Raw genomic sequence first — 21,727 nt, forward strand, 5'->3', positions numbered from 1 at the left:
TATTAAGACTTGCTGGCATTTTCAGGCTGCGGTTGTCCCGGTTTTTGTTCGTCTGTCGTTGCCTCTTTTGCTGTCACCTGCGCGCCCGGTCTGACTTTTTGCAGCCCGGTGACGATGACGCGATCGCCTTCCTGCAAACCGGCGGTCACCAGCCATTTATCGCCAATCGCCTGCGGCGCGGTGATTTGACGTAAGGCGACTTTATTGTCCGGGCCGACTACCATGGCGGTGGCATTGCCGCGCGGGTCATGGGTAATGCCTTGTTGCGGCACCAATAGCGCGCTGTCGTTTACCCCTTCATCCAGGCGGGCGCGGACAAACATGCCGGGCAGCAGGGTGAGCTGCGGATTGGGGAATATGGCGCGCAGGGTAATGGACCCGGTGGTTTCATCCACGGTGACGTCTGAAAATTCCAGCGTACCGCTTTGTGCGTAAACGCTGCCGTCTTCCATCAGGAGACGCACGGTGGCCTTACCGTTTTGCTGCTTCAGCGTGCCGTTGGCCAGTTCCTGCTTCAACCGCGAATAGTCATTGCTCGACTGGGTGACATCCACATACATGGGATCCAACTGCTGCACGGTAGCCATGGCGGTGGTTTGGGCATTGGTGACCAACGCGCCTTCGGTATAGGCGGATTTACCGATACGGCCGCTGATGGGGGAGGTGACGCGGGTATAGGCCAGGTTGATGCGGGCGGACTCAAGGGTGGCTTTGGCCGCTACCACCGCGGCATCGTCCTGACGCATGGTGGCCACTGCCGTATCATAATCCTGCTTGCTGACAAAATTGGTGGGGAGCAGTTTTTGATACCGGTTGACGGTAACCTTGGCGATAGCCGCGTTTGCCTGCGCTTGCGCCAGGGCGCCGTTGGCGTTGTCATAGGCGGCCTGGTAAGTCGCCGGGTCGATTTGATAAAGCGATGCCCCGGCCTGCACGTCGCTGCCTTCGACAAAATTCCGCTTCAAGATGATACCGTTGACCTGAGGGCGGACTTCGGCAACACGGAAGGCGTTGGTACGGCCGGGTAGATCGGTTGTGACATTCAATGATTGTTTTTTTACCGTCACTACACTCACTTCCGGGGCCTGTTGCTGATTACCTGCCTGTTTAGCATCCTTATTGTCACATCCAACAAGAATAAAGCTGCCTGAAAGCATCAGAACGGCTGCCAGAGGCAAAATCCCTCTGTTTTTGATCATAGTAAACCTCAAGAGTCCGATTTTAAAAAATTTAAAGTTGATCAACTGATCACAAGCCTGCAAACCTATTGCTGCGTAACAATTAGCCTTATGCTATGTTACATACATTCGCGAATGTATGTAAATCTAAAGACCTCCAAAAAAAGCGCCATGGCACGAAAAACCAAACTACAGGCTCTGGAAACCCGGCAACACATTTTAGACGCCGCTGTCCATGAATTCTCCCGTCGCGGCGTCTCGGTTACGTCGTTAACCGATATCGCGACGGTGGCGGGGGTGACCCGTGGTGCTATTTATTGGCATTTCAAGAATAAAGTCGAGTTATTTAATGAGATTTGGCATAACGCCGAATCAAAGATTCATGCGTTGGAGCTTGAGTATCAGGCAAAATTTCCCGATGATCCACTCCATGTGCTCACAGAGACATTGATTTACATTCTGGAGTCCACCGTTTCCAATACAGAATGGCGCGCGCTGATGGAAATTGTATTTCATAAATGTGAATTTGTCGGCGAAATGGCCCTGTTCCAGGACGTGCGCAAAGGATTGTATGCCGAATGCTACGAACGGATCGAAGAAGTTCTCAAGCGGTGTATTGCCTGCGGACAATTGCCGGAGGGTTTACATTGTCGCCGCGCCGCGATTATGCTGCGGGCCTATATGACCGGCCTGATGGAGAACTGGCTGTTCGTGCCGGGAACCTTCGACCTGCAGGGGGGTTCACGGGTTCTGGTCGCCGTGTTGATCGATATGCTGCGGCTTAGCCCCAGCCTGCGCCACGCGGCGGCGTCAGCATAGAGGGTTCTCTTCCTGCCGCCGGTGCTTTAGCTGATAGTCTTTTTTGACTATTTCCAGCGCCGCCAGGACCAGCTCCGGTTCCACATCATTGCTTTCCAACAGCATGATCAAATCGACCGCTAATTTAACCTCTGGGGACTCATCTTCAAGCGCCACCGGTCTCTCCCGCAAGCTTTGCCAAGCTGGATAAAAAAGAGAGTATAGATGAGATTGATAGCATGCCAAATAGTAAGCGTATCATTAATGATGGCCATCCCGTCCGAGGCCCAGCCCCAGGCTCAACCGATACTTCCCCCGTTTTCACGGCGCTCAATCAGTTTTTCAATTCGCGTCAACGCCTGCCGGCAACGGGTGAGACGGCCTTCCAGGGCGGCGATTTCCTGTTGTAACTGATGTTGGCGGCCTCTATCGCCGCAGTTTTGCCGCAGGCTTTCCCGGTCACGGATAAGCGTCATCAACCGGCGCTCGTAATCCTGATGTTCCGCCAGCTTTACATAATCATCCACCGGTGCGGCAACCGGCGCCTGCCTGCGGCGTAAATCCAGGGTGGCCAGTTCCCGCGCCAGGGCGGTCATTTGATCCACCAGCCGTTGGGCCAGCCAGGCAACCTGCTCGGTTCGTCCCTGTTGCGCCGTCTCGGTCAGGTGCTGCAGCGTCAGCCTGCATTCGGCCAGGTAATCCGCCAGTCCTGTGCCGCGGCTTTGAAATAGCTTATGATCAAAGCGAGACTGGGCTGCGTCATTATGGCCGGTGACCTCGATGCGGGTGGCCAGTGCATTGAGCTTTTCGCTTAACGCATTGATAAATTTGAGTGACTGCACGCCGCTTACCTGTTATTGATTACCCATTTACCTTAAGACGCAATAATAACGCGCTCGCGCCGGTCATGCACGGTGTTAACAGCAATTCCCAGTAAGGGAAATGTTTTCAATGTAATGTAATTAAAGGCCAAGAGTGGCAGAATTACTGTGACCGCCGTGTTCCGTCCGGGTTGATGTGAAACAATAAAAGACCAGATGGCGGTGCAACGGTATTGCAATTTTTTGCCGGTTTGCATAAATTTGAGCGCTTTCGTGCGCGGTATTTCCCGCCAGTCCATGATAGCCTGAGTATTACTGTCGGCGGGCTGGTTTATATGTCCGCGCGGATTGTGATTTCAAAAGTTTCAGGCGCATATATTATGACCGCGATGGACCTACAGCTAGAACGTATAAAAAATAGTATCAAAACAATCCCCGATTACCCTAAACCAGGCATTTTTTTTCGGGATATCACCAGCCTTCTGGAGCAGCCCGAGGCTTATGCCGCCAGTATTCGGCTGCTGGCCGATCGCTACCGGGACAAAGGGCTGACCAAAGTCGTCGGCACGGAGGCCCGCGGGTTCCTGTTCGGCGCTCCGGTGGCGCTGGCGCTGGGGTTGGGTTTTGTACCGGTCCGCAAGCCCGGCAAGCTTCCCCGCGAGACGCTGAGCGAAAGCTATGAGCTTGAGTACGGCGTGGATATGCTGGAAATCCATCAGGACGCTATCAAGCCGGGGGATAAAGTGCTGGTGGTGGATGATTTGCTGGCCACCGGCGGCACCATCGAGGCGACGGTTAAACTCATCCGCCGGCTGGGCGGCGAGGTCCATGACGCGGCGTTTGTGATTAACCTGGCGGATCTCGGCGGCGAAGAGCGTCTTAAGCGCATGGCGGTAGAGAGTTACAGTCTGGTGGTTTCCCCGGCCACTGATTCATTTACCCATCATCTTTCACGTTACAGCCGACACAGCTGTAACGTGAAAGATGATGGGTATATCAGCCTCGCGCTTCGGTGTGGGGCTGTGTTAGCATGGCCTCCTGTTCACCGACTTTTCGCGACCCATGAGCTATCAGGTTCTTGCCCGTAAATGGCGTCCGCAGACGTTTTCAGATGTTGTAGGTCAGGAACATGTTCTGACGGCGCTCACCAACGGCCTTTCACTGGGCAGGATTCATCATGCGTATTTATTATCCGGCACCCGGGGGGTCGGCAAGACCACTATTGCCCGTTTGCTGGCGAAGGGGCTGAATTGCGAAACCGGGATTACTGCCACGCCGTGCGGCGTTTGCGATAACTGCCGAGAGATTGAACAGGGACGATTCGTCGATCTTATCGAGATTGACGCGGCCTCACGCACCAAGGTGGAAGATACCCGCGATCTGCTGGATAATGTGCAATATGCTCCCGCCCGCGGCCGCTTTAAAGTCTATCTTATAGACGAAGTCCACATGCTGTCGCGGCACAGCTTCAACGCGCTGCTGAAAACGCTGGAAGAACCGCCGTCCCACGTGAAGTTTCTTTTGGCCACCACCGACCCGCAAAAGCTGCCGGTGACCATATTATCCCGCTGCCTGCAGTTTCATCTAAAGGCGCTGGATATCGTACAGATTCGCGATCAGCTCGATCGTATCCTCCAGCGGGAGGGTATCGGCAGCGAGCCGCGGGCGCTCCAGCTTTTGGCCCGGGCCGCCGACGGCAGCATGCGCGATGCGCTGAGTTTGACCGATCAGGCCATCGCCATGGGCGGGGGGCAGGTGACCACCCGGACGGTCAGCGATATGCTGGGCACCCTGAATACCGAGCAGCCCCTGGCGCTGATAGAGGCGCTGGTGAAGGCGGACGGCAGCGCCATGATGGCGCAGCTGGCCCAGTGCGCCTCCCGCGGGGTTGACTGGGAAACGCTGCTGGTGGAAATGCTGACGCTGTTGCACCGCGTTGCCATGGGGCAGCTTTTGCCGGATGCCCTGTCGGATGAAGACGATGCCGTTATCCTGTCAAGATTGCGTGAGCTGGCGCGGCTGATCCCCCCCGCCGATTTGCAGCTTTATTACCAAACGCTGCTGGTGGGACGTAAAGAGCTGCCCTTCGCGCCCGATAGGCGGATGGGCGTTGAAATGACACTGCTGCGCGCACTGGCATTTCATCCCCGTCACCAGGCGTTTTCGCCGCCGGCGGAGCACTCTTCGGGCGATACATCGGCGAACCTGGATTATGGCGCTGACGAAACCGCTCCGGCAAACGCCGGACCAGAAGAACGCGCTCTTCCGAGCCCTATCCACCCTCGACCGGCGGAACGACAGGGCACGGTTCTCCCGCCGCGTTCGGGTAGGAACGAAACCAGCGCGCCGGCACAGTCGCATACAGGCGCACAGGACGCGCCGGCTTCCTCGTTGCCCCCTACGGATCCCAATGCTGTTTACCCGGCGCCAAGTTCTCGGGCCGAGGGTGATGCCGACTCGGCGGCCATGTTTGGGCCGGCGGAGCCGGACGCCGCCGCCGGGCCGGCTCCTGGGCCCGGAGCCGGCGATGAAGATCTTCCCGCGGCGGCTGATTTGCCGGAGAACACCGCCCAGCTACTGCAGGCCCGCACCGCGCTGATGCAACGCAGTGAGAGCCGCAAGCCAAAAAAAGCTGAACCGGCTTTGACGCCGGAGCGCCAGAAACCGGCGAACAGCGCATTGGAGCGTTTGGCGTCGGTCACTGAACAGGCCCAGCAGCGTCAGCTCGGCGGACAAAAGGGACCTAAAGCGGACAAAGACGCCAAGCCGGAGGCCTACCGCTGGCGGGCCAGCGTTCAATCCGAGCCGGACGAACCGGTCACTACGCCAAAGGCGTTGCGTAACGCCCTCGAACATGAAAAAACGCCGGAGCTGGCCGCCCGGCTGGCGGCGGAATCGATGGAGCGCGATCCGTGGGCGGCGTTGGTGGACCGGCTGGCTCTGCCCAAGCTGGTGCAGCAGCTGGCGTTAAACGCCTTCCGGGAAGATTTGGCGCCGGGCAAGGTGTGTTTGCATCTGCGGTCGGGCCAGCAGCATTTGAATTCCGACATGGCCCAGGGCGCCATTGCCGAGGCCTTGAGCACAGAACTGGGCGCACCGGTTGAATTAAGCGTGGTGACGGACGATAATCCGGCGGTGCGTACGCCTCTGGAATGGCGGCAAGCTATCTATGAAGAAAAATTGATGCAGGCGCGTCAGGCAATTATCGAAGATAATAACATCCAGACGCTTCGGCGTTTTTTTGACGCCGAATTGGATGAAGACAGCATCCGTCCTGTTTAACCGCCGCACCGTCGGCATGACTACCGCGCTGCGGTTAGCTACGAGAGAGAGAAGATTATGTTTGGTAAAGGCGGCATGGGCAACCTGATGAAGCAGGCCCAGCAAATGCAGGAAAGAATGCAGAAAATGCAGGAAGAGATCGCCCAGCTGGAAGTGACCGGTGAATCCGGCGCCGGTCTGGTTAAGGTGACCATCAACGGCGCCCATAACTGCCGCCGGGTGGAAGTGGATCCCAGCCTGCTGGAGGACGACAAGGATATGCTGGAGGACCTGATCGCGGCGGCGTTTAACGATGCGGCCCGGCGCATCGCCGAGACGCAGAAGGAAAAAATGGCCTCTGTCTCCAGCGGCATGCAGCTTCCTCCCGGTTTTAAAATGCCGTTCTGATGCAAACCAGCCCATTGCTTGAAGCGTTAATGGAAGCGTTGCGTTGCCTGCCGGGAGTGGGACCGAAATCGGCGCAGCGCATGGTTTTTCATTTATTGCAACGGGATCGCGGCGGCGGCATGCGGCTGGCGCAGTCCTTGACCCGCGCCATGTCGGAAATCGGCCAGTGCGCCGACTGCCGGACGTTTACCGAGCAGGATATCTGCACCATCTGCGCCAATCCTCGCCGTGCGCAGAGCCGGCAAATTTGCGTGGTGGAAAGTCCCGCGGATATTCACGCCATTGAACAGACCGGCCAATATGCCGGCCGCTATTTTGTGCTGATGGGGCATTTATCCCCGCTGGACGGTATCGGTCCGGAGGATATCGGCCTCGGCCGGCTGCAGGAGCGGCTGGCGGTTGAAAACATCGCTGAAGTGATACTTGCCACCAATCCCACGGTGGAGGGGGAGGCCACCGCCAACTATATCGCCGAGATGTGCGCCCATCACAACGTACTGGCTAGTCGTATCGCCCACGGCGTACCCATGGGCGGCGAGTTGGAAATGGTTGACGGTACAACCCTTTCACACTCCCTGGCGGGCCGCCAACCCATCAAATTTTAAGGCCGGGGCGGGGATTTTCCCCGCGCGTGCCGGCCTCTTCCTCGTTGAATCCGCCAACAATTTTCATTTTTTTGCCTTGAAATTCCTCTGAACCACCCCCATTTGTTCTTCATCGTTGTACGCAAACCCGCCTGACTGACAGCTATTTGGATTGAGGTAAGTATAAGTATGAAAGGACAAGAAACTCGCGGATTCCAATCTGAAGTAAAACAACTACTTCAGTTAATGATCCACTCACTTTATTCCAATAAAGAAATCTTTATACGCGAACTGATCTCTAACGCCTCGGATGCGGCGGATAAGCTTCGTTTTCGCGCATTGTCGCAGCCCGAGCTCTATGAAGGCGACGGCGAACTTCGAGTCCGCCTGTCGTGCGATAAAGAGAAACGTACGCTGACCCTGAGTGATAACGGCATCGGCATGCGTCGGGACGAGGTTATCGACAACCTGGGCACCATCGCTAAATCCGGCACCAAGGCCTTTCTTGAGTCCATGGGTTCGGATCAGGTGAAGGACAGCCAGTTAATCGGCCAGTTCGGCGTCGGCTTCTATTCCGCCTTTATCGTGGCGGATAAAGTGACCGTGCGCACCCGCGCCGCCGGTGCTCCCGCCGAGGAAGGCGTGTTCTGGGAATCCGCCGGTGAAGGGGATTACACCATTGCCGATATCACCAAACCTGAACGCGGCACTGAAATCACGCTGCATATGCGCGAGGGCGAGGATGAATTCCTGGATGACTGGCGTTTGCGCAGCATCATCAGCAAATATTCCGACCATATCGCCCTGCCGGTGGAAATAGAAACCCGCAGCAAGCCGGAGAAAGAAGGGGACGCGGAGGATCAAGACGCGCAAGCCGCCGATGACGCCGCCGAAACCATTAGCTGGGAGAAGATCAATAAAGCCCAGGCGCTGTGGACCCGCAGCAAGGGCGAGATAAGCGACGAAGAATACAAGGAATTCTACAAACACCTTTCCCATGATTACAGCGATCCGCTTATCTGGAGCCATAACCGGGTGGAGGGGAAGCAGGAATATACCAGCCTGCTGTATATTCCCGCCCAGGCCCCCTGGGATATGTGGAATCGCGATCACAAGCATGGCCTGAAGCTGTATGTGCAGCGGGTCTTTATCATGGACGATGCCGAGCAGTTCATGCCGAATTATCTGCGATTCGTGAAGGGCCTGATTGATTCCAACGATCTGCCGCTGAACATCTCCCGCGAAATCCTGCAAGATAACCGCGTAACGCAAAACCTGAAAAGCGCCCTCACCAAACGCGCGCTGCAAATGCTGGAAAAGCTGGCCAAGGACGATCCGGAAAACTATCAGAAATTCTGGGAACAGTTCGGCCTGGTGCTGAAAGAAGGTCCGGGGGAAGATACCGGCAATGGGGAAAGCATCGCCAAGCTGCTTCGTTTTGCCTCTACCCATACCGACAGCTCTGCGCAAACCGTCTCGCTGCAGGACTATCTGGGCCGGATGGTGGAAGGTCAGGAAAAAATCTATTACCTCACCGCCGACAGCTATGCCGCCGCCAAGAGCAGTCCGCACCTGGAACTGCTGCGTAAAAAAGGCATCGAGGTGCTGCTGCTGTCCGATCGTATTGATGAATGGATGATGAGCTACCTGACGGAATTCGAGGGCAAGCCGTTCCAATCCATCAGTAAAACCGATGCGACGCTGGATAAACTGGCGGATGAAGAGACGCCGGAAGAGCGCAAAGACGCCGATAAAGCGCTGGAACCTTTTGTCAGCCGGGTGAAGACCCTGCTGGGAGATCGGGTCAAGGTCGTGCGCCTGACCCACCGTCTCACCGATACCCCGGCCATCGTGACCACCGATGCCAACGACATGACCACCCAGATGGCGAAGCTGTTTGCCTCCGCCGGGCAGAAAGCCCCGGAAATCAAATATATATTTGAACTCAATCCGGAGCATGCGCTGGTCAAGCGTGCGGCTGATATCAATGATGAAAGCCATTTCGGTGAATGGATCGATCTGTTGCTGGATCAGGCGCTGCTGGCGGAGCGCGGCACGCTGGACGACCCGAACCAGTTTATCCGCCGCATGAATCAGCTGCTGGCCAAATAAGCCGTTGGGGGCTGGGTAAAAGCCTTGCCCCGACCGGACGTTTTGTCAACAAGCTCAGGCCGGGCTTGCCCGGCCTATAATATGGACATTCACGTCGTTTTTTCACCCCCCCCCGTACCGGGCAAGATTCCTAAAGCGGCATAAAACCGCTTCTCCCAGCCGCCATGCCTTGAGGAACGCTATACACTAGTGGTAAGGTTTAGCGTTTTCTCACTTTTTTACATTTAAGATTAGCAAGGGGATTTACGCAATGCGTATCATTCTGCTGGGCGCTCCAGGCGCCGGTAAAGGCACTCAGGCGCAATTTATTATGGAAAAGTACGGTATTCCGCAGATTTCAACCGGCGATATGCTGCGCGCCGCGGTGAAAGCGCAATCCGAACTGGGGAAAAAAGCCAAGGAAATCATGGATGCCGGCAAGCTGGTGACCGATGAATTAGTCATTGCGTTAGTGAAAGAACGGATTAAACAGGACGATTGCCGTAACGGATTCCTGCTGGACGGTTTCCCCCGCACCATTCCCCAGGCGGATGCCATGAAGGACGCCGGCATCAGCGTGGACTATGTGCTGGAATTCGCCGTACCGGACAGCCTGATTATCGAACGCATCGTCGGCCGCCGCGTGCACACCCCTCCCGGCCGTGTTTACCACGTCAAGTTCACCCCGCCGAAGGAAGAAGGCAAGGATGACGTCACCGGCGAGCCGCTCACCAGCCGTAAAGACGATCAGGAAGAAACCGTGCGCAAGCGTCTGGTGGAGTATCACCAGCAGACCGCGCCGCTGATTGATTACTACCGTCAGGAAGCCGATGCCGGCAATACCCGCTATTTCAAAATCGACGGTACCCGGAAAGTCGCTGAAATCAGCGGCGAACTGGCAAAGATCCTCGGTTAAAAACCCACGCTCAAGTCGGGCGGGCCATTGGCTCGGCCCGCCCCCTTTTGCAACAATTGATAATCTTAGCCCGGATCATAAACACCCGCGCCGGTTTTTCGGCTACACTGTTTTATCGAAACCGCCGGGCTATTCCCATTGTATTACAGGATGTTGGCGGCTAAACCTTAACTGGAGATAAGGTCATGGAGCAGGAAAAAAACGCCGTCCTGATGGTTAATCTGGGCACTCCCGAGGCACCCACGCCCCAGGCGGTAAAACGATATCTGGCCGAGTTCCTCAGCGATCGGCGGGTAGTGGATACCCCGCGTCTTCTTTGGTGGCCGCTGCTGCACGGCGTGATACTGCCCTTTCGTTCCCCCCGGGTGGCGAAGCTGTATAACAGCGTCTGGATGGAAGAAGGGTCGCCGCTCATGGTGTATTGCAAGCGTCAGCAGACGGCGCTGGCGGCCGCCTTGCCCGATACCAAGGTGGAATTGGCCATGAGCTATGGCCGGCCCACGCTGCCGTCCGCCATTGAGCGCCTGTTGGCCGCGGGGGTAACCAACCTGACAATTCTGCCGCTGTATCCGCAATATTCAAGTTCCACCAGCGCCGCCATCTGGGATGCCGTAGCCCGCATTTTAACCGGCTACCGCCGTTTGCCCGCGATCCGCTTTATTCGCGATTACGCCGAGCATCCCGCCTATATCGCGGCGCTGAAACAGAGCATTGAAGCTTCTTTCGCCCGGCTCGGACGCCCGGACCGGCTGGTTATCTCTTTCCACGGCATTCCCCAGCGCTATGCGCGTGAGGGGGATGACTATCCGCAGCGCTGCGAGGATACCCGCCGGGCTCTGGTGGCCGCGCTGGATTTTCCCCCGGAGCGGGTCATGATGACCTTCCAGTCCCGTTTCGGCCGCGATCCCTGGCTGATGCCGTTTACCGATCACAGTCTGCGGGATTTACCGGCACAGGGGGTGAAACATGTGCAGGTGATCTGTCCGGGCTTTTCGTCGGACTGTTTGGAAACCCTGGAAGAGATTAATGTCCAGAATCGGGAAATCTTCACTCATGCCGGCGGTGAAACGTTCCATTATATTCCGGCCCTGAATGATAACCCCTCGCAGATTGCGCTGTTTCGGCAATTGGTGAGTGAACCAACGGACAAATAAGCCGCCCTTCGGCATCACGCCGTTAAAACGGCAGCGAACGCTGCCCCGGTACGCTGTCATCCGTCTGGGGTACCAGGGAGGTCTCAAGCTGCAGCAGGGAAATCATGCTATTGGCAATCTCCCGCTCACCCATGACCACCTGCGTTGCGCCGCGTTCGGTAATATAGGTCACTTCCTCATCATAATGCGCGCGGGCGACAATGTGCAGATCCGGCCGCTTGGCTCGGGCCATGGCGACAATTTGTCCGGCTTCAAAGCCGTTGGGAATCGTCAATAGCAGCCAGTGGGCGCAATCCAGGCGCGCCAGCGAAAGAATCTCCGCCTTGGCGGCATTGCCCATGACCACATTAATCCCTTGCTCGCGCAGGGCGTCCACCCGGGGGCGGGCGTTCTCAACCACCACCATCGGCATGCCTGCCTGTGCCAGTTTGGCGCCGATAAGGCTACCCACCCGGCCATATCCCACCAGCAGCACGTGATGGCAGATTTCCATGGGGGACTGGGGCTCTTCCCCCGGCTTTTGTTCCGCATATTGTTCTTCATCGGTCACATCCCGGGCCAGATAGCGCTCCAGCACGGCAAACATCAGCGGATTAGTCATGATGGATAAAATCGCCCCCGCCAGCACCAGATTTTGTCCTTCCTGGGTCAGCATGCCCAGGGCGATGCCCAGTCCGGCGAGAATAAAGGCGAATTCGCCGATTTGCGCCAGGCTGACGGAAATCGTCAGCGCGGTGCGGGTGGATAGGCCGAACAGCTTCACCAGAGCGAAAGCAGCCGCCGATTTACCCAGCAGGATAATGGCCAGCGTCGCCAGCACCGCTCCCGGTTCGTTGATAACGATGAGCGGGTCGAACAGCATGCCCACCGACACAAAAAACAGCACTGCGAAGGCATCCCGCAGAGGCAGGGTATCTTGGGCGGCGCGGTGGCTCAGTTCTGATTCGCTAAGCACCACGCCGGCGAAAAATGCCCCCAGGGCAAACGAAACGTCAAACAGCTTCACCGCGCCGAAAGCGATACCCAGGGCCATGGCCAGCACCGAAAGGGTAAACAGCTCCCGCGAGCCGGTACTGGCGCTTTTGGCCAGGACCCAGGGCACTACCCGGCGGCCCACCACAATCATCAAGGTGATAAACGCCACCACCTTGCCGATGGTAATGGCCAGGTCTTGCCACGACAGCGCGCTGCTGCCTGCATCGCTGCCCAGCATATTGCCGTACGCCGGCAGTAATACCAGCGTCAGCACCATCACCAGATCTTCCACAATCAGCCAGCCGATGGCGATTTGTCCGCGCCGGCTATCGATGAGCTGCCGCTCCTCCAGCGCCCGCAGCAATACCACGGTGCTGGCGGTAGACAGGCACAGACCGAACACCAGGCCGTTGACCGGCGTCCAGTCCATCAAAGTGGAAAAAAGCATGCCCAGCAGGGTGGCTACGCCGATTTGGGCAATGGCGCCGGGGATGGCGATGGATTTTACCGCCATCAGATCCTTGAAGGAAAAATGCAGCCCCACCCCGAACATCAGCAATATCACCCCCAGTTCTGCCAGTTCCGTCGCCAGGGAGGTGTCGGCGACGAATCCCGGCGTATGGGGACCCACGAGAACCCCGGCGGCGAGATAGCCCACCAGGGGGGAGATGCGAAAACGATTGGCAAGGATGCCTAGCAGAAAAGCCAGGACCAGGCCTCCGACAATGGTATTGATGAGTGGTGTGGCATGATGCATCCCGACTCCTTGCCAAGAGGCGTTAGAAACAAAAACTTACATATTGAGTTTATGGCAAAGCCGGGGAGTTTGGGTAGGAATTTATGGCAAGACGGCAAAAAAAAGCTTTTACCGGGAAAAGGCTGTAAAGGTGTATTTCTTCCGATTTTATAATTTGCCACCAAGGACTTCGGGGTAAAAGCGTTCCCCGCCGAACAATCTTCAGCGGGAAAGGAGGAGATTGTCAGCGGGGATCGGGCAGAAAAGCGGTGAGAATGCCTAGCAAAGGCAAAAATGCGCAGATTTGATACACAAATTCAATGCTGGTCAAATCGGCAATATAACCCAGCACCGCCGCCCCAAGGCCCCCCATGCCGAACGCGAAGCCGAAAAACAGTCCGGATACCATGCCGATGCGGCCGGGCAACAGCTCCTGGGCGAAGACCAGGATGGCGGAAAAGGCCGAAGCGATAATCACGCCGATAAACAGTGTCAGCACGCTGGTCACCGCCAGGGACGCATGGGGCAGCCACAGCGTAAAAGGGGCGACGCCGAGTATGGAGCCCCATATAACATATTTCCGCCCGATACGATCGCCCAACGGGCCGCCGATAACGGTGCCTACCGCCACGGCGAACAAAAAGGCGAACAGGTGGAGCTGCGCCGCCTGCACTGACAAACCGAATTTATGGATCAGATAAAAAGTGTAATAACTGCTGATGCTGGTTAAATAAAAATACTTAGAGAAGATCAGCACCAGTAAAATAGCAATGGCCCCCGCCACCCGGCGGGCGGGCAAAACGGACGCTGCGGCGGGCCGGCCGCGGCGAGCCGCGGACGCCGTTATCGCGCCGCGGTACCATTTGCCAACCTGCAGCAGAATAACCGTAGCCAGCAGCGCCGCCAGAGAGAACCAGGCGATATGCCCCCGACCGTAGGGTGCGATGATTAACGCGGCCAACAGCGGCCCCAGCGAGGCGCCGAAATTGCCGCCCACCTGGAACAGCGATTGGGCCAGGCCATGGCGCCCGCCGGAGGCCATGCGCGCCACCCGTGAGGATTCCGGATGGAATACCGAGGAACCGGTGCCCACCAGCGCCGCCGCCGCCAGCACCCAGGGGAAACTGCCGGCGGTGGCCATCAGCAGCAGGCCGCACAAGGTAAACATCATGCCGATGGGCAGCGAGTAGGGCTGCGGATGTTTATCGGTATAACTGCCGATAAGGGGTTGCAGTAACGAGGCGGTGATCTGGTAGGTCAGGGTAATCATGCCCACCTGGGTAAAACTCAGGGAAAAAGAGGCTTGCAGCAGCGGGTAAATCGCCAGGATCAGCGACTGAATCATATCATTGAGCAGGTGGGCGACGCTGATGGCGGCCAGCACGGGAAAAACCGTGCGCCGGGCCAGGCTTGCACCGGATTTTGCCCCTGAGAGAATACGTTCGGTCATGCTTGGTCCGCCGCCTTGTCCTGGCCGTCCCGCTTGGCGATATCGGCGAAAACGGCCGATAATAACAGGCCTAAATCGCCGGGTTTCAATTCAATATCCAGTCCCCGCTTGCCGCCGGAAACGAAAATAGTGGCGAATTGCCGCGCCGGCCGGTCAATAACGGTGGGCAGGCGTTTTTTCTGTCCTAACGGACTGATACCGCCCACCAGGTAGCCGGTGGTTTTTTGCGCCAATTGGGGATCGGCCATTTCGGCTTTTTTGGCGCCCAGGGCTTTGGCGACTTTTTTCAAGTCCAGCTGCAACGCCACCGGGGTGACCGCCACCGCCAGATGCCTGGGGTCGCCATTCAATGCCACCAGCAAGGTCTTATACACCTGAGCGGCGTCCAGCCCCAGCTTTTCAACGGCCTCATCGCCGAAGTGGGTTTCATCGCTGTCGTGCTCATAGGGATGGAGGGTAAAATCGATATGGTTTTTTTCCAATAACTTAACCGCAGGGGTCATAGCGTCAACCTGAGCGTAAATCGCATTAGGGATAAATTAGGGTAACGTACCGGCGCCGGAGGGTAAATGCCCGGCGTTTAAAATACTATTCAAGACTGTAACAGCGAGGGCAGGTTTTGCTCGCCATATAAATGCAGCGCGCCTACCGCCACCACATACGCCCCGGCGGGAGGGCCTCAATGCTGATTTCCAGCGGCGGTTGCGTTCGGTCATCAGGTAATGGTAAAGCTCGCTGCTGAAGGTGGCGGGGAAGGCGTTGCGTACATCCGCGGGCCCGCGGTTCATCCACCAGCCGATCATGGTCTGCAGCAGGCGAGCATTGGTATGCCAATGGCTCAGGGTATCCTCCAGCAGGGCATTGCCCTGATCCGGCAATTGCAGCAGCAGCCCCAGCTGTTCATCGGGGCCTTCCAATTCAATTACCGGTTTATCCATGGCCTTCGCCGCCTGGATCAACTGGTAATCGATACCATAAGCCGCGCGCAGTCCAAGCCCCTCGGCCTGGCGCGCCTGCAGCATCAGTGCGATATGCCAGGCGGGAAGCTCTGCAAGCGTGCTCTCGTCCAAATGATACTCTTCACACAGGCGCCGAAGGATCCCCAGGTGGTCGGGTGAGAGCCGCTCGGCCAGGGGTACCGTTACAGGCGTGGCGCTGGTGAGCGGCGGGCTGACGGTAATATCCGCTTCCACGATCAGCGCGCTGGCTTTACGCAGCATCAGCAGCAGGCTGGCGGGCAGCGGCGCCATGTCCCGGGTACCCATATGGATACTGCCCACCAGATGCAGTTGCCGATCCGCCGGCAGACTGATATCCATTCCCGGCCAGGCATAAACCGGCCGGGACAGCAATCCCAGTACGGTCGCCATGCGCCGCCACCATTTTTTCATTACCTGCCGTCCCCGTTGTCTTATAGCATCCTAGGGTAACATGAAGCCGCCGGGACGTTATACCCGTCATACTTCAAGTCGCGGCTAACACAGCTGCGACTCGACGTATTCAAGTTTATGCTTTTGGTTTAAAACCTATCAATCGGTTGGCATTGCTCACCACGGTAATCGATGACAGCGCCATCGCCGCGCCGGCCACCACCGGGCTGAGCAGGGTGCCGGTAAAGGGATACAAAATACCGGCGGCGATAGGAATCCCCAATACATTATAAACGAAGGCCCCCAGCAGATTTTGCTTCATGTTGCGCAACGTGGCCTTGGAGATCGCCAGCGCGTCCGCCACCCCGTGCAGACTATGGCGCATCAGGGTAATGGCGGCGGTTTCAATAGCCACATCGCTGCCGCCCCCCATGGCGATACCCACTTCCGCCTGGGCCAGGGCCGGCGCGTCATTGATGCCGTCGCCAATCATGGCTACCCGGTGCCCCTGCTGCTGTAACGTCCTGATGGCCTCCGCCTTGCCGTCCGGCAATACGCCGGCAATCACCCGGTCGATACCGGCCTCTTTCGCCACGCTTTGGGCGGTGGCGGGATTGTCCCCGGTGAGCATGACCAGGGTATAACCCTGAGCATGCAGCCGGTTGAGCGCCGCCACGCTGTCCGACCGCAGCGGATCGCGAACGGCGAACAGCGCCGCCACCTCGCCGTCCACCGCCAGAATCACCGGCGTGGCGCCCTGTTCCGACCACTGTTTTACCCTGTCGGCAATGAGCCCGGCGTTGATATGGTGCTGCTTTAGCAACGCGCTGTTGCCCAATAAAATCCGGGCCCCGTCTACCTCGCCGCTGACCCCGAGACCGCGCAGGGTGTGAAATTCCCGCACCACATCCCGTACTACAGGCAGCGCCGTTTCACCGGCACGCTGGACGATGGCGTGGGCCAGGGGATGATTGGAACCCTGTTCCAGCGCCGCAGCCAGCGACAGCGCCCGTGATTCGTCAAAACCGGCCATGGGTTCCACCGCCACCACTCTCGGGCGGCCCTCGGTGAGGGTGCCGGTTTTATCGAAGACCAGGGTATCAAGGGAGGTGGCGTGCTGCAGCGCATCGGCATCCCGCACCAGTACGCCGAATTCCGCCGCCCGGCCTATGCCGGCAATAATGGACATGGGAGTAGCCAGGCCCAGGGCGCAGGGGCACGCGATAATCAATACCGTGGTGGCGACCACCAGCGTATAGACGATTTGAGGCGCCGGCCCCACCAGATACCAGATGGCGGCGCTGATTAAGGCGATGGCCACAACCGTCGGGACAAATACCGCCGAAATCCGGTCCGCCATCTGTCCGATGGCCGGTTTACTGCTTTGCGCCTGGCGCACCAACCTGATGATCCGCGCCAGGGTGGTTTGGTTGCCCACCGCATCGGCGCGGAACAACACGCTGCCGTCCTGCGCCACGGTTCCCGCATGGACTTTATCGCCGTTGGATTTTTGCCGCGGCGCCGGCTCCCCGGTGAGCATGGATTCATCCAGCCAGATTTCACCCTGGGTAATTTCACCGTCCACCGGTACCCGATCCCCTGCGGTCAGCCGCAGGATCATGCCCAGTTGAACCTCTGACAGGGGCAGGGTTTGCTCGCCGTTTTCGGTGACCACTCTGGCCGTGGGGGGCGTCAGGTCCAACAGGCGTTCCAAGGCCTGCGATGAGCGCTGGCGGGCGCGTTGTTCCAGGGCATGGCCGAGATTAATCAAGCCGATGATCATGGCGCTGGCTTCAAAATAGAGATGGCGCGCCATCATCGGGAACACGTCCGGCCAAAGCACGATACTGATGGAGTAAAGCCAGGCCGCGCCGGTGCCCAGCGCCACCAGCGTGTCCATGGTGGCGCTGCCGGTTTTCAGACTGCGCCAGGCGCTGCGGTAAAAATGTCCGCCGGCGAAAATCATCACCGCCAGGGTAATCAAGCCGATGAGCAGCCAGGGCAAGCGGGTTTGCGGGGTGAGGGTCATGCTGCCGCCGAACAGGCCCCAGGCCATCAACGGCAGGCCTAGGGTCAGCGCCAGCGCCGATTGCCAGCGGAAACGGCGCATTGCGCTTTGCGCGGTCTGTTGCTGCCGTTCCCGCCGCTGGGTTTCATCCGCAATCAGCTCCGCGCCGTAGCCGGCCTGTTCAATGGCGGTTATCAGCGCCCCACCGTCCGGGGTCCCCATCACCAGCGCGCTGCGCTCCGCCAGGTTCACCCGCGCCTGCTCCACGCCGGGAACCCGCTGTAGCGCATGTTCGACTTTACTGACGCAACTGGCGCAGCTCATGCCGCTAATCAACAGATGCAAACTGTCGTCGCTCCGCGGCGATGCGCTTTGAGGCAAGGCCGCGACGGGGGAAGGGGACGTCGTTGCCACCGCGTCCGGAGAATCGCTATTGATGTATGCCGGAAGAGATGTCGCCGCTGCCAGAAAGTCCGGCGCTGAGGTAAGCACTGTCAGCGGCTCAGTTTTTGGGTGCGGCTGACTCACCGCCGGAACGGCCTGGTAACCCGCCTGTTCCACCGCCTTGACCAGCGCCGCTGCATCCGTCTTACCGTACACGCTGGCGTGATCCAGCGTTACCGTGGCGCTGAAGACGCCGGGCACCGCTTCCAGCGCCTTGCGGGTGCTGGCCATGCAATGCCCGCAGTTCAGGCCGGAAAGGGCCAATTCGGTATCCCCCCGCTCCGCCGGCGCGGCGTCGTAACCGGCCTGTTCAATACTGGCAATCAGATCCGGCGCTCCGGCATCGCCGGTGACCTCCGCATAGTCCAGCGCCACCCGTGCGCTTTCAACATCGTCACGGGATTCGAGGGTCTCTTTGACCCGTTTAATACAGTGATCGCAAGACAAACCCTGCAATGCGAGTACGATAGTCTGTGACATACACGACTCCTTTGTGGTTAACGGGATTTCCCAAACAGGTTGACTTCGGTTGGGAAAATTCGATGTAATGAAGCTTAAACCTTGCCGCAAGGGGAAGGTCAAGGGGGGAAAATGAATATTAGCGACGTGGCGAAAAAAACCGGCCTGACCAGCAAGGCGATCCGGTTTTATGAAGAGAAGGGGCTGGTGACGCAGCCCACCCGCCGGGACAATGGTTATCGCAGCTATGACGCACGGCATCTGGAAGAGTTGACGCTGCTGCATCAGGCGCGGCTGGTGGGTTTCAACCTCGATGAATGCCGCGAACTGGTGGCGCTCTTTAATAATCCCCAGCGCCACAGCGCCGACGTCAAGACCCGCACCCTGCAGAAAGTGAAAGACATCGAAAATCACATCGAACAGCTGAAAGCCATGCGCGAGCACCTGTTGGCGCTGGCGGAAAGCTGTCCTGGGGATGAAGGCGCCGATTGCCCGATTATTGATAATCTGTCGGGATGCTGCTCGAGCCGCTGACCGGACGGACATGCAACGTAATGCCTTCCGCGGCCATCACTTCCACGGTGGCCCCCACGGGCAGATCTTCGTCGCAGATCGCCCGCCATGTGCCGTCGCCGACGCGTACCCGGCCGACGCCGTTCACCACCGGTTCCACCAGGATGGCATGGATGCCCACCAGCTGTTCGCCGCGTCGGTTGAGCAACGACGCGGGCAGGCTTTTGTTATGACCGCGCAGCCAATACCACCATAAAAAGCCTGAAACCAGGGTGAGCAGCGCGAACAGGAGGCCTTGCGCCGCCCAATCCATGGGCACCACCCATATCACCAACCCCACCGCCACCGCGGCGCAGCCGCTCCATAACAGGAACCCGCCGGCGCCCAGCATTTCGGCAGCCAGCAGCAGACCGCCGAGCGAAATCCAGAACCAATGAGGATTTACCACCAAAGCGGTCAGCATGGTTATTTACCCCGGACCTGTTTGCTTTCGCCGATCAGTTCGGCAATACCGCCGATGGCGCCCATCAGGCTGCTGGCATCCAGCGGCATCATGATAACCTTGCTGTTATTGGCGGAACCGATATGTTTCAGCGCATCCGTATATTTCTGGGCGACAAAATAGTTAATCGCCTGGATATTGCCCGCCGCGATGGCATCGGAGACCACCTGGGTGGCCTGCGCTTCGGCCTGCGCCGCCCGTTCACGGGCTTCCGCCTGCAGGAAAGCGGATTGACGCTCACCCTCCGCTTTCAGGATTTGCGACTGTTTTTCACCCTCGGCCCGCAGGATGGCGGCCTGGCGTATCCCTTCCGCCTCAAGGATATTCGCCCGCTTGGTACGTTCAGCCCGCATCTGCGCATTCATCGCGGCAATCATTTCCACCGGCGGCCGGACGTCGCGGATTTCGATACGCGTGACCTTGATGCCCCAGGGACTGGTGGCTTCATCCACGATATGCAGCAGGCGGGTATTGATGCCGTCCCGCTGGGACAACATTTCGTCCAGCTCCATGGAGCCCAGCACCGTACGGATATTGGTCATGGTCAGGTTAAGTATGGCCTGCTCCAGGTTACTGACTTCATAGGCGGCGCGCGACGGTTCCACTACCTGGATAAAGCAGACCGCGTCGATGGTGACATTGGCGTTGTCCTTCGAGATGATTTCCTGCGACGGAATATCCAGCACCTGTTCCATCATATTGATCTTGCGCCCGATCCGGTCCATGAACGGCACCACCAGATTGAGGCCGGGTCTGAGTGTGTGGGTATAACGGCCAAAACGCTCCACTGTCCAATGATATCCTTGCGGGACAATTTTTATCCCCGCCCAGACGATAATCAGGGCGACAATAACTATGATTGGTATAACCGTCAGCATAGGGGGAATCTCCATTTCTTTACGTGAAGGAACTAACGTGGCCGGCCCGACCCAAAAGGCATCGCCCGCGGCTGCCGGCCAGCATGACACAGCGTTTTCAACGCTGGCTTAATAGTACGCTTTTGCCGTCGCGGATTCGCGGGGGACAGAGCATATTCGGTGACGGGATCGGGATTTCACCGATCCGGCGGATTGAACGCGTTGCGCGGTTTAAGCGGCGAAGCACCGCAGGCCGAGGCTTTCCGGCTTACCGACGCCTGCGGAGCGGGGCAGCGGCCCCACCCGGCTTGAAGGCTTAATAGAGCAGGGAATACAGCTTGCGGCGATATTTTCCCGCCAGGGCGTCGCCGGTGCCCAGGGCCGACAGGATATCCATCATGGTTTTGCGAGCTTCACCCTCCGCGGCGGCGAGATCCTTGCGCAGATGGCCAAGAAGCAGTTCCAGCGCTTCCTCGTTCTGGCCGACCTGATGCAACTGCAGCGCCAACTGCACCGCCAGCGCCGCATCGTCCGGCGCATTTTGCACCTGGAGTTGTAATTGCTGCATTTCCGGCGTGTTCGCCGCCTGTTTCATCAGATCGATTTGCGCCAGCAGCCCCTGGTAGCGGGTATCTTTATCCTGTAGCGGGAAAACGTCCAGTACCGCCTGGGCATCGTCGATACGCTTGAGATGGATATAGGTTTCCGCCAGCAGCAGCCCCGATTCGCTGGACTGCTTGCTCATCTGCCAGGCCTCTTTCAACAGCGGCAGGGCTTCGCCGTAGGCGCCTTGGTCCATAAGGGCGCCGGCCTCGGTCATTTTGAGTTCGGCGGGATCCGGCAAGGCTCTCAGCAGCAGTTCGCGAATCACCTCCTCCGACTGCGGACCCTGCAGTCCGTCCAGCGGCTGGCCGTCTTTAAACAAATACAGCGTGGGGATGGCGCGCAGGCCGAATTGAGCGGCTACCTGCTGCTGGGCATCGCAATCCACCTTGGCCAGGATGAACTGGCCGGCGAATTCCTGCGCCAGCCGATCGATAACCGGCGTCAATTGCTGGCAATGCTGGCTGCGCTCCGACCAAAAATAGAACAGCACCGGCTGGGACAAAGATTGTTCGAGGGTTTGCTGCAGGTTTGTTTCATCAATTTCAACAAGGGTGGCTTGAGCTAGCATGAAATTTTCTCTCGTCCGTTTTAGCGAT

18 protein-coding genes and 2 pseudogenes are annotated in these 21,727 nt (G+C 58.2%); 9 read left to right on the forward strand and 11 right to left on the reverse strand.

Annotated elements, in window-relative coordinates; all coding sequences use genetic code 11:
• Positions 1 to 2: 2 nt before the first annotated feature.
• A complete protein-coding gene (locus GTU79_RS06930; protein WP_132922913.1) occupies positions 3 to 1,199 on the reverse strand; it encodes an efflux RND transporter periplasmic adaptor subunit in 1,197 nt (398 codons plus the stop codon).
• Between the two features lie 150 nt (positions 1,200 to 1,349).
• On the opposite strand from GTU79_RS06930, the gene acrR reads away from it, so the two are divergent.
• Entirely contained in the window at positions 1,350 to 1,997 is a 648-nt protein-coding gene (acrR, locus tag GTU79_RS06935; RefSeq protein ID WP_203522388.1) for a multidrug efflux transporter transcriptional repressor AcrR, read from the forward strand.
• Here the strand turns inward: acrR and rsmS are convergent.
• Together rsmS and priC are read right to left on the reverse strand one after the other, a co-directional pair.
• Entirely contained in the window at positions 1,989 to 2,153 is a 165-nt protein-coding gene (rsmS, locus tag GTU79_RS06940; RefSeq protein WP_132922911.1) for a pleiotropic regulatory protein RsmS, read from the reverse strand. The two genes, acrR and rsmS, sit on opposite strands and share 9 nt — an antisense overlap.
• Positions 2,154 to 2,275: 122 nt before the next feature.
• Positions 2,276 to 2,818 carry a primosomal replication protein PriC gene (gene priC / locus GTU79_RS06945; protein WP_203522387.1) on the reverse strand — a complete coding sequence of 181 codons (543 nt, stop codon included), beginning with the start codon at positions 2,816 to 2,818 and terminating at the stop codon, positions 2,276 to 2,278.
• 359 nt (positions 2,819 to 3,177) lie between these two features.
• On the opposite strand from priC, the pseudogene apt reads away from it, so the two are divergent.
• From apt to hemH, 7 genes and pseudogenes are all read left to right on the forward strand, one after another.
• Positions 3,178 to 3,728: pseudogene (gene apt, locus GTU79_RS06950) on the forward strand (adenine phosphoribosyltransferase).
• 131 nt (positions 3,729 to 3,859) lie between these two features.
• On the forward strand, positions 3,860 to 6,079 hold the full coding sequence (gene dnaX / locus GTU79_RS06955) for a DNA polymerase III subunit gamma/tau (RefSeq protein ID WP_203522385.1): 2,220 nt from the start codon (positions 3,860 to 3,862) through the stop codon (positions 6,077 to 6,079).
• Positions 6,080 to 6,136: 57 nt separating this feature from the next.
• The gene (locus tag GTU79_RS06960) at positions 6,137 to 6,466 is read left to right on the forward strand and encodes a YbaB/EbfC family nucleoid-associated protein (RefSeq protein WP_132922907.1); all 330 of its coding nucleotides are present in this window, start codon (positions 6,137 to 6,139) and stop codon (positions 6,464 to 6,466) included.
• Entirely contained in the window at positions 6,466 to 7,071 is a 606-nt protein-coding gene (gene recR / locus GTU79_RS06965) for a recombination mediator RecR (protein WP_132922906.1), read from the forward strand. Before GTU79_RS06960 ends, recR begins: the two co-directional genes overlap by 1 nt.
• Positions 7,072 to 7,239: 168 nt before the next feature.
• Complete coding sequence (gene htpG, locus GTU79_RS06970; protein WP_203522384.1) at positions 7,240 to 9,162, forward strand: molecular chaperone HtpG; 1,923 nt, start codon at positions 7,240 to 7,242, stop codon at positions 9,160 to 9,162.
• A 250-nt stretch (positions 9,163 to 9,412) separates the two neighbouring features.
• Positions 9,413 to 10,057, forward strand: a complete 645-nt coding sequence (adk, locus tag GTU79_RS06975) for an adenylate kinase (protein WP_214513799.1) — start codon at positions 9,413 to 9,415, stop codon at positions 10,055 to 10,057.
• A 185-nt stretch (positions 10,058 to 10,242) separates the two neighbouring features.
• The gene (gene hemH / locus GTU79_RS06980) at positions 10,243 to 11,211 is read left to right on the forward strand and encodes a ferrochelatase (RefSeq protein ID WP_203522382.1); all 969 of its coding nucleotides are present in this window, start codon (positions 10,243 to 10,245) and stop codon (positions 11,209 to 11,211) included.
• A gap of 22 nt (positions 11,212 to 11,233) precedes the next feature.
• On the opposite strand, the gene ybaL is transcribed toward hemH, so the two are convergent.
• From ybaL to copA, 5 genes and pseudogenes are all read right to left on the reverse strand, one after another.
• On the reverse strand, positions 11,234 to 12,943 hold the full coding sequence (gene ybaL, locus GTU79_RS06985; RefSeq protein ID WP_203522381.1) for a YbaL family putative K(+) efflux transporter: 1,710 nt from the start codon (positions 12,941 to 12,943) through the stop codon (positions 11,234 to 11,236).
• A 223-nt stretch (positions 12,944 to 13,166) separates the two neighbouring features.
• Positions 13,167 to 14,372: an MFS transporter gene (locus GTU79_RS06990; protein WP_203522380.1), complete on the reverse strand. Its 1,206-nt coding sequence runs from the start codon at positions 14,370 to 14,372 to the stop codon at positions 13,167 to 13,169.
• Positions 14,369 to 14,875: a Cys-tRNA(Pro)/Cys-tRNA(Cys) deacylase YbaK gene (gene ybaK, locus GTU79_RS06995; protein ID WP_132922900.1), complete on the reverse strand. Its 507-nt coding sequence runs from the start codon at positions 14,873 to 14,875 to the stop codon at positions 14,369 to 14,371. Before ybaK ends, GTU79_RS06990 begins: the two co-directional genes overlap by 4 nt.
• 89 nt (positions 14,876 to 14,964) lie before the next feature.
• Positions 14,965 to 15,763, reverse strand: a pseudogene (locus GTU79_RS07000) (TraB/GumN family protein).
• Positions 15,764 to 15,878: 115 nt separating this feature from the next.
• Positions 15,879 to 18,674 (reverse strand): copper-exporting P-type ATPase CopA, encoded by a 2,796-nt coding sequence (copA, locus tag GTU79_RS07005; RefSeq protein WP_203522378.1) that lies wholly within the window; start codon positions 18,672 to 18,674, stop codon positions 15,879 to 15,881.
• A gap of 111 nt (positions 18,675 to 18,785) precedes the next feature.
• Between copA and cueR the strand changes: the two genes are divergently transcribed.
• A complete protein-coding gene (gene cueR, locus GTU79_RS07010) occupies positions 18,786 to 19,187 on the forward strand; it encodes a Cu(I)-responsive transcriptional regulator (RefSeq protein WP_132922897.1) in 402 nt (133 codons plus the stop codon).
• On the opposite strand, the gene GTU79_RS07015 is transcribed toward cueR, so the two are convergent.
• The 3 genes from GTU79_RS07015 to GTU79_RS07025 all read right to left on the reverse strand — a co-directional run bounded on the left by GTU79_RS07015 (position 19,150) and on the right by GTU79_RS07025 (position 21,699).
• A complete protein-coding gene (locus GTU79_RS07015; RefSeq protein ID WP_203522377.1) occupies positions 19,150 to 19,629 on the reverse strand; it encodes an NfeD family protein in 480 nt (159 codons plus the stop codon). The genes cueR and GTU79_RS07015 overlap by 38 nt on opposite strands.
• 2 nt (positions 19,630 to 19,631) lie before the next feature.
• Complete coding sequence (locus tag GTU79_RS07020; protein WP_132922895.1) at positions 19,632 to 20,546, reverse strand: SPFH domain-containing protein; 915 nt, start codon at positions 20,544 to 20,546, stop codon at positions 19,632 to 19,634.
• Positions 20,547 to 20,841: 295 nt separating this feature from the next.
• A complete protein-coding gene (locus GTU79_RS07025; RefSeq protein WP_203522376.1) occupies positions 20,842 to 21,699 on the reverse strand; it encodes a thioredoxin family protein in 858 nt (285 codons plus the stop codon).
• Positions 21,700 to 21,727: the final 28 nt, after the last annotated feature.

Source organism: Sodalis ligni, from assembly GCF_016865525.2.
Taxonomy (GTDB): domain Bacteria; phylum Pseudomonadota; class Gammaproteobacteria; order Enterobacterales; family Enterobacteriaceae; genus Acerihabitans; species Acerihabitans ligni.

Bases quoted from the DNA above. Each gene is read 5' to 3' on its own strand.
- GTU79_RS06930 (WP_132922913.1), bottom strand. From the start codon at position 1,199: ATGATCAAAAACAGAGGGATTTTGCCTCTGGCAGCCGTTCTGATGCTT.
- acrR (WP_203522388.1), top strand. From the start codon at position 1,350: ATGGCACGAAAAACCAAACTACAGGCTCTGGAAACCCGGCAACACATT.
- dnaX (WP_203522385.1), top strand. From the start codon at position 3,860: ATGAGCTATCAGGTTCTTGCCCGTAAATGGCGTCCGCAGACGTTTTCA.
- GTU79_RS06960 (WP_132922907.1), top strand. From the start codon at position 6,137: ATGTTTGGTAAAGGCGGCATGGGCAACCTGATGAAGCAGGCCCAGCAA.
- recR (WP_132922906.1), top strand. From the start codon at position 6,466: ATGCAAACCAGCCCATTGCTTGAAGCGTTAATGGAAGCGTTGCGTTGC.
- htpG (WP_203522384.1), top strand. From the start codon at position 7,240: ATGAAAGGACAAGAAACTCGCGGATTCCAATCTGAAGTAAAACAACTA.
- adk (WP_214513799.1), top strand. From the start codon at position 9,413: ATGCGTATCATTCTGCTGGGCGCTCCAGGCGCCGGTAAAGGCACTCAG.
- hemH (WP_203522382.1), top strand. From the start codon at position 10,243: ATGGAGCAGGAAAAAAACGCCGTCCTGATGGTTAATCTGGGCACTCCC.
- ybaL (WP_203522381.1), bottom strand. From the start codon at position 12,943: ATGCATCATGCCACACCACTCATCAATACCATTGTCGGAGGCCTGGTC.
- GTU79_RS06990 (WP_203522380.1), bottom strand. From the start codon at position 14,372: ATGACCGAACGTATTCTCTCAGGGGCAAAATCCGGTGCAAGCCTGGCC.
- ybaK (WP_132922900.1), bottom strand. From the start codon at position 14,875: ATGACCCCTGCGGTTAAGTTATTGGAAAAAAACCATATCGATTTTACC.
- copA (WP_203522378.1), bottom strand. From the start codon at position 18,674: ATGTCACAGACTATCGTACTCGCATTGCAGGGTTTGTCTTGCGATCAC.
- cueR (WP_132922897.1), top strand. From the start codon at position 18,786: ATGAATATTAGCGACGTGGCGAAAAAAACCGGCCTGACCAGCAAGGCG.
- GTU79_RS07015 (WP_203522377.1), bottom strand. From the start codon at position 19,629: ATGCTGACCGCTTTGGTGGTAAATCCTCATTGGTTCTGGATTTCGCTC.
- GTU79_RS07020 (WP_132922895.1), bottom strand. From the start codon at position 20,546: ATGCTGACGGTTATACCAATCATAGTTATTGTCGCCCTGATTATCGTC.
- GTU79_RS07025 (WP_203522376.1), bottom strand. From the start codon at position 21,699: ATGCTAGCTCAAGCCACCCTTGTTGAAATTGATGAAACAAACCTGCAG.